14 protein-coding genes and 1 pseudogene are annotated in these 14313 nt (G+C 40.1%); 4 read left to right on the top strand and 11 right to left on the bottom strand.

The window, feature by feature from the left end; all coding sequences use genetic code 11:
* Window positions 1-179: 179 nt before the first annotated feature.
* From ACEW80_RS33160 to modA, 3 genes are all read right to left on the bottom strand, one after another.
* On the bottom strand, window positions 180-839 hold the full coding sequence (locus ACEW80_RS33160; protein ID WP_373530686.1) for a DUF642 domain-containing protein: 660 nt from the start codon (window positions 837-839) through the stop codon (window positions 180-182).
* 142 nt (window positions 840-981) lie between these two features.
* Window positions 982-1608, bottom strand: coding sequence for a DUF642 domain-containing protein (locus ACEW80_RS33155; RefSeq protein ID WP_373530685.1), 627 nt, complete (start codon window positions 1606-1608; stop codon window positions 982-984).
* A 47-nt stretch (window positions 1609-1655) separates the two neighbouring features.
* A complete protein-coding gene (modA, locus tag ACEW80_RS33150; RefSeq protein ID WP_373530684.1) occupies window positions 1656-2480 on the bottom strand; it encodes a molybdate ABC transporter substrate-binding protein in 825 nt (274 codons plus the stop codon).
* A gap of 745 nt (window positions 2481-3225) precedes the next feature.
* On the opposite strand from modA, the gene ACEW80_RS33145 reads away from it, so the two are divergent.
* On the top strand, window positions 3226-3627 hold the full coding sequence (locus tag ACEW80_RS33145) for a fasciclin domain-containing protein (RefSeq protein ID WP_373530683.1): 402 nt from the start codon (window positions 3226-3228) through the stop codon (window positions 3625-3627).
* Window positions 3628-3819: 192 nt separating this feature from the next.
* Here the strand turns inward: ACEW80_RS33145 and sfsA are convergent, their stop codons facing one another.
* Window positions 3820-4545 carry a DNA/RNA nuclease SfsA gene (sfsA, locus tag ACEW80_RS33140; RefSeq protein WP_373530682.1) on the bottom strand — a complete coding sequence of 242 codons (726 nt, stop codon included), beginning with the start codon at window positions 4543-4545 and terminating at the stop codon, window positions 3820-3822.
* Between the two features lie 260 nt (window positions 4546-4805).
* Between sfsA and ACEW80_RS33135 the strand changes: the two genes are divergently transcribed.
* Window positions 4806-5474: a 2OG-Fe dioxygenase family protein gene (locus ACEW80_RS33135; protein ID WP_373530681.1), complete on the top strand. Its 669-nt coding sequence runs from the start codon at window positions 4806-4808 to the stop codon at window positions 5472-5474.
* 2 nt (window positions 5475-5476) lie between these two features.
* Here the strand turns inward: ACEW80_RS33135 and ACEW80_RS33130 are convergent.
* Window positions 5477-5620 (bottom strand): annotated as a pseudogene (locus tag ACEW80_RS33130) (DUF711 domain-containing protein); the annotation flags it as partial.
* A 1196-nt stretch (window positions 5621-6816) separates the two neighbouring features.
* Between ACEW80_RS33130 and ACEW80_RS33125 the strand changes: the two are divergent.
* Both ACEW80_RS33125 and ACEW80_RS33120 read left to right on the top strand, forming a co-directional pair.
* On the top strand, window positions 6817-8163 hold the full coding sequence (locus ACEW80_RS33125; protein ID WP_373530699.1) for a GTP-binding protein: 1347 nt from the start codon (window positions 6817-6819) through the stop codon (window positions 8161-8163).
* 200 nt (window positions 8164-8363) lie between these two features.
* Complete coding sequence (locus ACEW80_RS33120; RefSeq protein WP_373530680.1) at window positions 8364-8624, top strand: Calvin cycle protein CP12; 261 nt, start codon at window positions 8364-8366, stop codon at window positions 8622-8624.
* Here the strand turns inward: ACEW80_RS33120 and ACEW80_RS33115 are convergent.
* From ACEW80_RS33115 to ACEW80_RS33090, 6 genes are all read right to left on the bottom strand, one after another.
* The gene (locus ACEW80_RS33115) at window positions 8621-9439 is read right to left on the bottom strand and encodes a TlyA family RNA methyltransferase (protein WP_373530679.1); all 819 of its coding nucleotides are present in this window, start codon (window positions 9437-9439) and stop codon (window positions 8621-8623) included. The two genes, ACEW80_RS33120 and ACEW80_RS33115, sit on opposite strands and share 4 nt — an antisense overlap.
* On the bottom strand, window positions 9440-9874 hold the full coding sequence (locus tag ACEW80_RS33110) for a DUF29 family protein (RefSeq protein ID WP_373530678.1): 435 nt from the start codon (window positions 9872-9874) through the stop codon (window positions 9440-9442). It lies immediately after the preceding gene.
* Between the two features lie 242 nt (window positions 9875-10116).
* Entirely contained in the window at window positions 10117-10425 is a 309-nt protein-coding gene (locus tag ACEW80_RS33105; protein ID WP_373530677.1) for a KGK domain-containing protein, read from the bottom strand.
* 227 nt (window positions 10426-10652) lie between these two features.
* A complete protein-coding gene (gene ccsB / locus ACEW80_RS33100) occupies window positions 10653-11714 on the bottom strand; it encodes a c-type cytochrome biogenesis protein CcsB (protein WP_373530676.1) in 1062 nt (353 codons plus the stop codon).
* Window positions 11715-11861: 147 nt separating this feature from the next.
* A complete protein-coding gene (locus tag ACEW80_RS33095) occupies window positions 11862-13613 on the bottom strand; it encodes a DUF3352 domain-containing protein (protein WP_373530675.1) in 1752 nt (583 codons plus the stop codon).
* 175 nt (window positions 13614-13788) lie between these two features.
* On the bottom strand, window positions 13789-14313 hold a 525-nt coding region (locus tag ACEW80_RS33090; RefSeq protein ID WP_373530674.1), incomplete at its 5' end, for a Uma2 family endonuclease.

Below are 14313 nucleotides of genomic sequence, written 5' to 3'. Positions count from 1 at the left end.
ATTCATCAGTCAGAATTCAGGAGTAAAAATTAATTAGTGGTAGATTTATATCCACCACTGATTAATTATTCGCACTTGCGTCAAGTTGGCGCTTCTACGACGGGCTATTGAGTGATGCACCTTTTTTGTTGAGATTGCATAGACATCGCTCTATTATTTTCCGAAAGTGACAAGAAAAGCTATTTTTTCCAGCTAATTGCCTTCTTTTTCTTCAGCCAAATTCCTAACAAACCAGCAGCAGCTATTCCTCCAATAACTGATGGTTCAGGCACAGGTTTTACACTCACGTTATCTAAGTATAAAAATGCGTATCTATCCACAGATCCAAACTTTAACTCTGTTGATGATGCGTCTGCCGTGAAATTGAACTTATATGGCGTGTATGCTTGATAAGAAATGTTTTTTTGATCAAAAATCTTATTTCCACCTACAAATGTCTGAAATTGATTATCAAGCCAAGGTGCCTCGTCTATAGATGCTAAAAAGTAACTAAGTTCATATTCCACACCAGGTTGTGTAGAAAGCGTCTGTGATATGTAGCTGAGGTCTATAAATCCACCAAGTGATAAGCCCTGATTACCACTATTATGCTCAGGAAAGTTGCTAATTTTAGTTAATGATGTATCCAGCGGATCACCAGATTTAGTCCATCCTGTAACATTAGGATTTGTAACGTTGGGATCATTAGGATCTACGAGAGGGTCGATTTCAAAGCTTCCGTTTTTAACAAGTTCTGCCGCTTCTGCTACTGAATTAAAAGTATTAGTAATCACAGCAGTGCTAATTAATGTAGTAGTAAAACTAAAAACAATAATTGAGAGTTTTTCAGTTAACTTCATGAAACTTGACTCCAAATAATTACAATTTCCGACAATTAAAACAAGTTACTAGTTACATCCATTAATTTGTCAAGCTAGTTTTGAGGGTTTTTAGTAAGGACTAAAGTCCTTACTAAGAACTTGACAGACTTCTACTTATGCTTTATTCATCCTGATCATTTACCACTTCATACTCATAGTTAACTCCTTTATTTTTAGATGTAGATTTGACACTCACATCATCCAAATATAAAAACCCATACTTGGCTTTGGAAGCAAACTTTATCTGGGTGGATGTTCCTTTTGCTTTAAAATCTAATGTGTATTGCGTATAGGGCTGGTAAGGAGTATCCTTTTTCACATCAACCTTCTTTTCACCTATAAAAACCTTAAATTTATTCTCAAGGTCAGGTGCTTCCTCTATGGATGCGAAATAGTAAGTAAGTTGGTAGTATTGACCAGGAACTGTAGGGATAGTCTGTGATATGTAGCTAATGCTTGAAAATCCACCAAGGGATAAACCCTGGTTCCCAGTGTTAGGAAAGTTGCTAATTTTAACAACTGATGTATCTATCGGATCACCAGACTTAATCCATCCTGTAACATTAGGATTTGTAACGTTGGGATTATTAGGATTGATCAGAGGATCGATTTCAAATCCTCCGTTGGTAATCAGCTCTTGTCCTTCCGCTTGTGCTGCTGACTTATAAGTATTGGTAATCACAGCAGTGCTAGCTAAGGCAGTGGTCAAACTACAAACAATAATTGAGAGTTTTTTAGTGAACTTCACGAGACATGACTCCAAATAGTTCAAAATTTACGACAACGACGTGGTGATTAAGGCAGGATAAAGCCATAATCTCTGAAGATATTCCTGGCTGTAGTACCACTTAAGTAGGTAGAAAAACTTTGTGCCGTCGATAAAACTGTAGTTCTGGTGAGTATGCCTAGTGGGTAGACAATCGGATCGCTCTCTGTTGTTTGGGCAGTTTGTACGACTCTTACTTTGTTAGAAATGGCAGCATCGGTTGTGTAAACAAAACCTGCGTCAATAGTTCTATTTACACCATTAACTACAAGAGTTTTATTTTCAACAGCAGTTAAAACTGCACGTACATTAGGTGCACGGTATAATTTAGGAGTAACAGTAGTGAAAATACCTCGACTGGTAAGAACTTGTCTGGCATAATCTCCTGCTGGCACAACTGGAGGAGTACCTGTGTAGTCACCTATAGCAATGCCAGTAATGTTGGCGTTAGTTAAACCATTGATGGTTCTGAGAGCAGCACTACCAGCACTAACAGGAGGTGTCGTAGGGGCAATCAAAGCTAGACGGTTTCTGACAATGGTTTTACGGCTACCTGCAACCAATCTACTTGGGCTTGAATTCTGCAAAACATCTAATTGGTCGGTGGCAGCAGAAATGAAAATATCTGCTGGTGCTCCTGCTTGTATTTGGCTCAATAAGGTACCAGAAGCACCAAACGTATAAACAACGTTGACACTTGGGTTAGCATTTTGGTACTGAGTCTTAATGCTATTTAGGGCATTTGTTAAGCTAATAGCCGCATACACGTTAAGTGTGGTTACAGAGCTTGCTGGCGATAAATTGACAAACTGCAAGCCTATTACCAGCATCATGCTGGTAACTGCCGTAGCCATCCAAGCGATAAGTCTTCTTCTGTTCATGAAAGTTATGGTTTGGGGAAATATTACCTAAAAGTCTCATTGTTGACATACCTGAACTAGGCACAGGCAACGGAAAAATCAACCGCACAGAATGCAGAGGATATGGATAAATCTCAGTCAGAGGGGGTTTTGGCGTAATTTATAGGCATGATAAATTATGGAAATAAATGACCAATCACAATTGCTAAAAGCATTAGTGCGATGAGCCGTTTATTATTTCCAAGCAAGTAGAATTACACAAACAGAGAGTGAAATGTATTTAATGATGAAATAATATCAGTTAAATACGCTTATTACCAACATTTTTGGTTAACGAATCCTGACAAAAAGCTATGACAAGCAGATTATGAATTCGGAAAAACCCCTGAATTAATTGTATAGCATAGATTAAAGTGTAAATTTACCAAATAAATTCTAAACATCTAAAAAGCTGTTTATACCAACAAAGTATTTTTAATCATTTGTTTGACTAACTTTTTTGGTAATCGAAGTGCTGTGTCGATACTCATGGATGCGATCGCCTCTACCGATGTATAGAAAAAGGAGCGATTAACCCATACGCAAAAATAATATATAATTCTCTAAGTTGTATAAAAATTAATATAACTTTTTATAATATCAATAAAGAATTTGATTTGACATACGTCTAACGATAGATAGATTTTATTGAATAAATACTTTAGATTTGTAACAGGTTACACAGAACTAGGTAAAACACATGGCCAACATCATTGACACTGCCACTAACAATGGTTCTTTCAAGACACTAGTTGCAGCAATCCAAGCGGCTGGTCTGGTTGATACACTTCAAGGCGCTGGTCCATTCACAGTATTTGCACCCACTGATGAAGCTTTTAACAAGCTTCCAGCAGGTACAGTAGATGCATTATTGAAAGATACTGCAAAGCTCAAGAAAATCTTGACCTATCATGTTGTCTCAGGCAAAGTATTGGCTGCTGATGTAGTTAAACTGAAGACAGCTAAAACAGTTGAAGGTTCAGATGTAAAAATTGACGCTTCTAATGGCGTTAAAATAAATGATGCAACAGTTTCAACAGCAGACGTTGCTGCTGATAACGGTGTCATCCACGTCATTGACACAGTTTTGATTCCTGCATAAGCAAACCTCAGAATAGCAAATGCTATTTGTGGGGCAGCGACTATCTATAGTCGTTTCTTTATTACAGTCTGGTTGAATATTTTTTAGTAAATACCAACTATCAATAAATCCATCTAGACAGTATCTAGATGGATTTATTGTTTTATTATTGTAGAGACGTTGCAAAGTAACATCTCTCTTAGTTAGATGTAATCAAATTTTTAGTTTTGCCAAACCCAAATAACGGATACCTTCGGGGGAAATGTCAAAACGGCAAGGTAAAACTTCTAAACCAAGAGCGATCGCATCCCGTAATAATTTACCATAGACAGGATCTGTGCGATCGCCAGGAGAAAACTCAGTACAATCACTCCGATTGATAAAGTAAAACATCACTGCACGAGTTAGAGGTAGCAGCGCCATTAATTCTCGTAAGTGCTTTTGTCCTCTTGTAGTTTCTGTGTCGGGAAATAAGGCTAATCTCCCCTCAGAAAAAGTTGTGTTTTTCACTTCTAAATAAATCGGGCGCTCCTCATCACTCCCCGTTAAGAAAAAATCCACTCGACTTTTTTTATCTAGTCCATAAACCACCTCGCTCCTGATTTGGCTGTAGTTACCCAATTCTGGGAAAAGATGTTTCGCTAAAGCTAGCTTTACCACCCGATTGGGCAAAAAAGTATTCACGCCTACCCAAGTCGGCTCGTTGTCATGTACTTGAATTAGCTCTAAAGTGTAAGCCAATTTGCGGTTAAGATTATCGCTTTTGGAAAGCTGTACCGCACTTTGGAGAGTCGATACTCCAGTCATCGGCCCTGTATTGGGACAGTGTGCTGTTACTATTTCGCCAGAAATAAGTTGAACGTCAGCAAAAAACCGCTTGTAGCGTTTTAACAGAATACCTGGATATAAAGGTGGGTAACGGTAAAGCCAATCAATCATTCTAAAACCTTGTTGCTGCTAGTAAATATACGTCGATTCCTTCCCCACCGAACCCCGATTAGCATATTTTTTCAGCAGCTACTCATACACCCACGAGCATGACTCCGCTCTGTGACAGAATTTGAGCAACTTTACATATCACAAAGTGTCAAATTTTGTAGTCAAATTGACAACATATTAATAATAAGTAGCATATACTAAGTATTATAAGCCTCCCATAAAAATCCGGGAGAATTTCAACGTGCAAGGAGGTAAATCCTATGCAAAAAGTGTGGACATCAACGGAATTAGAATATGCTTTTCTGTTTACTCTAAGAAAAGTAAATTCCATAAATCCAGAAGGTTTCAAGCCATTTTTTAGTAATATGCCTATTGATCCTTATATCAAAGGCAACTATCGTTCGAGAAGATTATCTCGGTTCACAGTCTCTGGAAATCAGTTAATCAAATTACCTCATGGCTACTTCTCTCAAAGTAAAGAGTATAATCCATTAGTGGGTGACGTAAAAAGAGAGTTTGCAGAATTAGATGATGCACTCATAGAACTTGATATTTTCAGAAATCTTGTCTTAGCATTTAGTGATTCTTGTAAACTTCATCCTGAAGCTGAAATCGGAGTTCATCAAATTAAAATTATTTGTTCGCCAGATAATTTAGGTAATCCAGCACCTGAAGGTATCCATCAAGATGGCACTGATTTTATTGGCATCTTCTCAGTAGCTAGAGATAATATTCAAGGTGGAGAAACACATCTGTATACTGCCAAAAAAGAAAAACCTGTATTTAGCAAAGTTCTAAATCCTGGAGAACTCTTATTGGTCAATGATCATGAATTCTTCCACTTTGCCAATCCCATAAAACCACAAACTGATGCTCAAGGAAGTTGGGATGTTTTCGTACTAACTTCTCCCAGTTTGCTTTCGGAATAATTCTAATTAACTCTAAATATTTTACAATCTAAGAGATATGGGGAATTGAATTGAGTCATTTCCCCAGCTTTTTTATTTGGAATTGAAAATAATTGTGCTGATAGTGGTTTATCTAACTTGATGGCTAAAGTTGCCATATCAATTAATCAAGCTGCAATTTTTCGTTGTGTCATCTAGAATAGCAACTATATCCCAATACGGTTCAGTTAAGGATTTTTAGTACTGATTTTAGACCTGTAGAGACGCGAAATTTCGCGTCTCTACCAAGGATTTTGGGCTTAACTGAACGGTATTGAACTATATGCAATCCACAGCCACAAACTGCTGAATAAGTAATCGGACGGAATCAATATTTTTGTACGCATACTTATAATAATCAATTTGTAAGATTATAGTTTGCTCATGATCTATGGTAGCTAGTCCAACATCTTCACAAATGGAAGCGTTGAATTCACGTTAAATTTATCAGGATTTACGCAAGGGCGATCGCCACAACTTCAACATATTTTCATGAAAAACATTTTTTAGCGCTCAAAGATTAAAACTTCTAAGAAGTTGCCACTTCACCTTTGACACCAGAGTACTATAGCTTTAATAATATCCTTAAGTAAAAATCCGTACTTATATAGGATTCTTATTTGATTTCTGCTAAATACACTGAGAGCCAAAACCTGATATGGCTAGCTCTCAGTCAGCTTGGCTTTTATAAATCAAATGGGATTGCTATATAAACTGACATTAATAGGGTTGCATTATGCTTTTCTCAAAGTCAACAACTAGCTTAAAAACTAATCAAAAAAATAATAAAATATACAGAACTTTTTGGACTCATTGTAACGTTGTGCTGCTCACTGGATATTTAATCACTCTACCGATTTGTACATTGATAACTTTATCCTTATTATTGCCTTTATTCACTTCCATAGGAACCTCGCAACACGCTACATCGATTCCTTGGATAGATAATGCATCTGAATGTGAACATACTGGCAGAAACTGGCGCGATCGCAAATGTTGGGATAATGAACACAATCCTATGTTCTAATCTCAACTTTATAAGAAGAATTCAGAACTCAGGAGTCAGAATTGAATTCTGTACGACTGGGTAATGAATATTGGTTTAAAACCTTGCCCGAAGTCAAGCGAAACAGAATTAAAAGATTTTTCCGATGTTTTTACTCTATCTCTTCCCTACGGGACGCTGCGCGAACATGGGTGGAGCATTCTGACTCCTGGATTCTGAATTCTGACTCCTTTTGATAAAACAGGCTAAAAACCTGGGAATTAGATCAAAATGGATATGTAGCCTGTTGTTTGTTCAACCTTGAATCAACCTAACTTCGTGCGTAATCTGCAAGAAACTCACTTAAATCGTGCCCGCGCCAGTCTCAGACAAGCGCTGTCTTGGTATGGATATCTTCGCAAATCGGGACGGCTTTCATCTAACCCAGAATTGGCAGGTTTGGTGAAACCAGAATTAGAAGTTTTGAACTCCACACTCAAAAAACTGGATTCTAACATTATTAGAATTGCCGCCTTTGGTTTGGTAAGTCGTGGCAAGTCGGCGGTGTTGAATGCCTTGCTGGGAGAGAAAATTTTGCAAACTGGACCTCTAAACGGTGTCACTCAATGGCCTCGTTCTGTGCGTTGGCAGCCCGGTGGTCAAGTGCTAGTAGAGTTAATTGATACCCCCGGATTAGATGAAATTGAGGGTGAGTCACGGGCAGACATGGCACGAGAAGTAGTGCATCAGGCGGATTTGATTTTGTTTGTCGTGTCTGGTGATATAACGCGCACTGAGTATCAGGCGCTGCTGGAATTGCGACAGTCACAAAAACCCCTGATTTTGGTGTTTAACAAGATAGATTTGTACCCAGATAGAGACAAGTCCGCGATTTACGAAAATTTGCAACAATTGGGTGCTGGACATTCTCAAGCAAAGCCTCTGCTACCTGATGAAATTGTCATGGTGGCGGCAGAACCAGCACCAATGGAAGTGCGGGTTGAGTGGACTGATGGTCGTGTCAGTTATGAATGGGAGACACCACTACCGCAAGTAGACGAATTAAAGCAGACAATTTTGAACATTCTCAATCGGGAAGGGCGATCGCTTCTGGCTTTAAATGCACTGATCCAAGCACGGAGTGCGGAAGCAGCGATCGCTCAAAAAACCATCGATTTGGGCGAACAACAAGCCGAAGATATTATCTGGCAGTTTACCAAATACAAAGCTTTGGCTGTCGGGTTAAATCCCATCGCCTTTTTAGATATCCTTGGCGGAACTGTTGCCGATTTGGCTTTAATTCGCGCTTTGGCTAGGTTGTATGGTTTGCCGATGACTAGCTATGAAGCCGGGAAAATTTTAAAAACGATTTTATTTAGTTCTGGTGGCTTACTGCTCTCAGAATTAGGCAGTAGTTTGCTGTTAGGTTTGGGCAAGAGTACAGCTGCAATAACCAGTGGCGATAATCCCACTAATATTACTGCTTTTGCTGGTAGTGCGATCGCTCAAGCTGGTATCGCCGGTTATGGCGCATACACCGTTGGCAAAGCTGCTCAGGTATATCTCGAAAAAGGCTGCACTTGGGGACAGTTGGGCGCTAGCAGCGTCATTCAAGAAATTCTTTCTCAAGTTGACCAAAACACAATTCTGTATCGTCTACGACAAGAATTAGGGATAAAGTATTGAGAATAAATAAAAATTGTTTCCTATATGTTACCGTTTATAAGTATTTATCAACTTCTATCAAACTGTTCTGACAATTGCCTGATATTCTCAATTTGGGGTGCAAAATTGAGAATATAACCGAAATAGGGCGCAGGTTATAGGACATAAAACTATCCTGTATCTCCTAATATCTATCTCTGTAAATTAAAGGTGAAAGTATCATGACAACTACCCTAAACTCATTTGAAAATGCTGGGGCGGCAAACATTGAAGAAGCCATTACTGATGCCATTACTGAAGCACGTACAACTTGTGAGCTAGATGGTAATGATTCTGCTGGTTGTGCCGTAGCTTGGGATACTGTGGAAGAATTGCAAGCCGAGAAAGCCGATCAACAGCAAGCAAAACAAAGCAAAACCTCTCTGGAAAATTACTGCGATAGTCATCCAGATTCTGTAGAATGTCTAATCTACGACGTTTAACTTTTCCGTAAATCAGTTGTCGCTGATTGGGTTATTTGCTTAATTGCCTCTAAATCAAGCGGTGGTGTTTGACTTTCCATTTCCAACCATAAGAGATACTCGATATTTCCAGCAGGGCCAGTTATCGGCGACCAAGTTAAGCCTTTATATTTCCATCCTAATTCTTGAGCTGTCTGTAACACTTGGAAAATGGCATCAGCTTGGTCGTTTGGATCGCGCACAACGCCTTTTTTACCCACACGGGATCTGCCAACTTCAAACTGTGGCTTGACTAACAATACAGCTTCTCGGTTAGCTTGAGTTAGTTGCCACAAAGCAGGCAGAATTTTGGTTAAGGAAATAAACGATACATCCACCACCGCTAAATCAGGAATCGGGTCATTTTCACCATATAATTCATCTGGTCGTAGTTGCCGTAAATTGGTACGTTCCCGCAAAATCACCCGCGCATCATTTCGCAACCGCCAGTCAACTTGCCCGTAACCAACATCAATGCCGTAAACTTGTTTTGCTCCAGCTTGCAAGAGACAATCAGTAAAACCACCAGTAGAAATCCCACCATCTAAACAAATGCGTTCTGGTACGGAAATGGCGAATACTGACAAAGCTTTGGAGAGTTTTTCACCGCCTCTAGAAACAAAAGGCGATCGCACCTTAATATTTATTTGAGCCGAAATATCAACTTCTGTACCAGGTTTATCAATTAACTGCTGATTAACAGTAACTTCTCCCGCCTGAATTAACCGCTGTGCCAAGGCGCGAGAAGAACATAAATTTAACTCTACTAATAATGTATCGAGTCGCTGTTTAGCCAATTAGCTAGACTCTCCTGGTAAGATTAAAGCCAAAGCACGATTGATAATTTCTTCGCGGTTAACCAGCTTTTCTAATTCTTCAGACTCATAACGACCTTCTTCTACTTCAAGCGTTGCTTCATCAATGGCATTTAAATAGGCTTCTGCTAAGATTTCTAACAATTCTTCTGGCGTGAGATAATAACCTCCAGCTTTAGTCCGCTTATTTTCTCGTTGAATTTCTCGAACTGAATTCCGAATTGAGACTTCCCAAGAGCGAGTCGTACGATTTTCAGCTTGTTGTTTAATCAGATGCAACAGCAAAATCACTGCATAGCTACGAATCGTCTTGATTATGTCATTTCGGCTCATTTCTGTTAATTCTTCCACTATCAGCAATGCTCCTTGAACATCGCCCTTAACAAGCAAGTCTTTGAGAGTTAATAATTCTTCCATAATCAGCGCCTCAAACATCGGCAACTTTTATTGTGACGGATCTGGAGCGATATCTACGATGGGCTACGCCTACGCAACTACATAAGATTATGCTTTGGGAATGCACAGAGTTTTTATCAGACCTTCCGCACTTCAATTAGTAGCATAGTAAAGCTACATTAAAAGAAACATCTACTCCTTAGCCCTCCTTTGCGAAGAGAGAAGAGCTAAAGTTTTTAAACTTAGTACAATTTTACTGGATATTAGTTTTCTAATTGTTTGAGTTGTTGATAAATTTCATCAAGTGGTGATTCAGGTTCATCAGGACAAAATTCTAAAGCGAGTCTAACTTTTCCTTTTTTCCATCCCTGAGTACTAAATTGCAAAACTTCACAATTTAATCCTTGAGTATATAAATTTACTTCATCTGTCTCCTCTGTTCCAATATATTCCTTAATTGCTGTAATCAAATCACGGACTTTAAAAGTTTTAGCAATATTTAACTTATCAAAAGTGTCTGGTTCTATAGACACAACTTCATCGTGATTCAGTCTCTCGAATATATCTTCCATAAAAATCTCCTGTGACTAAATCTATAGTTTCCACACATTTAGCGGTTCATCCGAAATAAAAGGATGATTTTGTAGATTTAGTGCTACCCAATATAAAGTTAATTTTTTAACTGGGGTTTTAACTCCATTGTTCACAGAATCAGGACTTACGCAAACAATAGCCAAAACCCTGATTTTTAGGTAGGGGCAATTCATGAATTGCCCCTACAGCGTGATAGATGGGGTTTTTAGAAGAACCAACCGTAAGAATGCAAACCTTTACCCAAGAGATTCACACCGAGATAACAAACCCAGACAACGACAAAGCCAGTGGCGGCTAAAATTGCCGGACTACGCCCTTGCCAACCGCGAGTGATTCGAGAGTGAAGGTAGGCGGCGAAAACTAACCAAGTGATTAATGCCCAAGTTTCTTTGGGGTCCCAACTCCAGTAAGAACCCCACGCTTCATTAGCCCAAACGCCACCGGCAATGATCCCAATTGTCAATAAGGGAAAACCTAATCCGATGACGCGATAACTAATGTTGTCGAGGGTTTCGGCAAGGCTAAGGCGCTGGGGTGAAAGGGCTTCAGCAAATGTTACGGCTTGAGACTCAGGGGCAGCTACTATATTCAAAACGGCGGTGTTACCGTTACTGTTGCCGTTGCTACTACTTTCAAAACGAGTAAAGCCGTTATTTTCGACAAGAGATGCTGGTGGTTGAGAAACTAGCTCAGATCCTTTGTGCAAGCGGTAGCCGTTGCTGCGATAACCACCATTCCCGACAGAACTGCCTTGCAGTTGGATGTCTTTACCGCGAGTGACAATTAGAAAAGCGATCGCTAATAACGAACCCACCATCAAAGCAGAATAACTTAACATCATGACGCTGACATGCATCATCAGCCAATTTGACTTTAAGGCAGGGACTAGAGGTTCTGACGCTTGCATCTGAGATGGTAGTGTCATAGTAGCAAAAGCAGCGATCGCCATTGCCACAGGAGCTGTCACAACTCCTACTAAGCGGCTACGGCTACTATTTTCGGCAATTAGATGGATGGTGGTAATTCCCCAGGTTAAGAAAAACAGAGATTCATACAGATTACTTAAAGGAAAATAACCAGCTTCTATCCATCGTGCCCCTAATAGAGTCGCCATGCACAAATTAGCGATCGCCATCCCACCTGTCCCCAAAGCGGCTAAATAAGGCAAATTTGGAAAAGCCGCTCCTACCCAATACACCAGCATTGTCAGGAATAATATGGCAAAGGAGGCATTGTCCAGCCAGTTCTGGAGTATAACCAGATTCATAAAGTGTTCTCTCCGTAAATGATTTAAAATATGGATACTGACTGTTCTGATCCTATCTCTTTAGAAGGTCATAGGACAGGTGAAACGGTAAATAGGGAATTTTCTTTCACCACTCCCTACTCCCTACTCCCCACTCCCCTATTTAAATTATGGTGTAGCAGAGTTGCTCTTACTGCTTTCTGGACTAGGCAAAGCAGTCGAGTTCCTAACTTTTTTGAGTCCTATAAAAATGTCGTAACGGTTACTGCGACTATCGCTGACAGAGGATGTCATCCCAATTGAGCGCGTTGCAGCTAGCAAAGATTGTTGATTGGGAATTAGAGTTGGTAAAGGGAAATTTTTCACAGTCCGTTGCACATCCAGAAAAAATTGACCATTTGTCGGATTTGGCTCTGTAGGAACTGTTTGTTGGAAGGGAAGAGTATTAGCTAGTGTGTTATTGGGTTTAAGAATAATTTTATCAGTAATGGGAGCGCCCACTACTAGAAAGGCAATATCTTTATCTAACCAGCCGTGGGTGGCAGTTAACGTACCATAGGGTGAAACCCAGTTAACAACGGGTACACCTGCGACTTTCCCCGATTGTACTTGGAACTGGTATTGACTTTTCATCACTTCATCGAGCTGTTTTAGGGATGCTTCCGCTAATTTGCGATTACTTCCCTGAACCATAAACACCAAACCCGCCAGAAAATCATCTGGTGAACCTTCTTTTGGAGTAGTCGGAATCAGTGATAAAGAAAACTCGCCTTTCATCCAACTGAGCAAATCCTGATCTAAATCGAGATCGGTAAGAGATTTTATACCACTTCTAATCTGTTCTGGTGCGATCGGCGAGAGGGGATTTCCCTGAGATGTTAAAACGTAATCTCCCCACAACCTCTGTAAGTTACCGCCAGACAGCATCATCAAGGTTTCCGCTGGTACAAGGCTTTGCATTTTCCCAGCTTTGTTTTCCACCGCCAGCACACGTTGACTATTAGGGTTTAGCCAAGAAACGCCCTTGAAGCGGATTCCTTCTGGCTCTAAGATCATTGTTGCTGCTAAACCTTGGTTATTTTGCAGTTGAGCCAAAACTTGAGCTGGTATTGGGCGGTTTGGAGAAGCCGCAGCTATTTTGGCTGCTGTTGGGACGTTTACATAAAACTGGGCAAAGGGTTGGGAGTTGGCAATTTTCGGGAAATTCTCCGCAAAACCCCCTGTTGTGGCTAGGGATGTTTTACTTGTGTAGGCATCAATTGCTCTTTCTGCGGCTTTGGGATGATCAGTTATGACTAAAAAACGCCCATCTAGTAATACCGCTGAGAAGTTTTCTCCTGCTTGTCCCTGATTTTGTTTAATGGCGATTCCTTGATAAGTACGGTCAATCCATTTGCCTTGTTTAAAGGTTTTGAGTTGTGCCAAAATATTTTTGGCGATTTCTGGGTTTTTCACTGGCAATACCATTACCATCGACTGCTGATCACTCGCAGCATCTTCATTGGTGGTAACTGGTTTAGGAGGAGGTTTACTCGCTGTTGCTGGGGCAAGAATTGCGATCGTAACCTCATTGCCTACCCAAGGAGCAATATCCTTTTGGAAATTGTAACCGTTATTAGTCAGAAAGCGATCGCGCAACTGCACTAAATTTTTATCCAGTTCGGCTTGAGTTTCTTTTGTCCCAAAGTCCCGCAATTTCTGCCACTGCTGAGGATCTGTTGTCAGGGAAACCGCAAATAGGGCATCACCAGGAACAATATTTGCACCTACTAGCAAATCGCTCCAAGATGGTTGTCTCGGAGCTAACAACCAGTATGCGGCACTCCCCGCCCCAATCAATAACCCAGCAGCCGAGAGCGTCAGCACCAAAGACGGTTTCTTCTTTTTCTTCATCGGAACAGACACAAGAGGCGGTGCCATTGAAACCTATACCTTATACTTGCAAACTTATTACTTACCTAATTAGTGAAGTACACCGACAGGTTTACCCATTCTTTAGGGCAGTTAATTATATTAAATTTTTCCACCCTCGATATTGATGGTACTTCGGTAATCAACTTTCTCTAGTTTTTTAAAAGCTATGTTTTTGGCTCAGTTACCATTTTTCTACTTGCAACTCAAATCCAGGCAATATATCTTCTCCAGAAACAATCGCCGGCATTTGCAGAACTTCTACAGGTTTCAAAAGTCGGTAAATTTCAACTTGACGATCTTGAGGATTAATCAGCCAACCCAAGCGCAGACCATTTTTAATGTATTCCTGCATTTTCTCTTGAATTGGTGCAAGCCTATCTGTCTCCGAACGCAGTTCAATCACAAAGTCGGGTACAAGTGGCGGAAATTTTTTTCGTTGTTCTGGCGTTAAAGCTTCCCACCGCTCTAATTTTACCCAAGCAGCATCAGGAGAACGTTTTGCACCGTTGGGAAGTATAAAGATAGTTGAAGAACTAAAAACTTTCCCTAATTTAGCTTGACGATTCCAATTATTCAAGTCTGTAATTAAATCTGCTTCTTGATTTCCGCTTTCTCCTCCTACTGGTGGCATAATTATTAATTCTCCGGCTGCATTCATTTCCAAGCTTAAATCACGATTGGCAATACACAATTGATAAAATTGCTC

The organism is Nostoc sp. (assembly GCF_041747015.1).
In the GTDB taxonomy this organism is placed as follows: domain Bacteria; phylum Cyanobacteriota; class Cyanobacteriia; order Cyanobacteriales; family Nostocaceae; genus Nostoc.
Note: the sequence above shows the minus strand (reverse complement) of the source record. Positions and strands in the feature narration are given on the sequence as shown.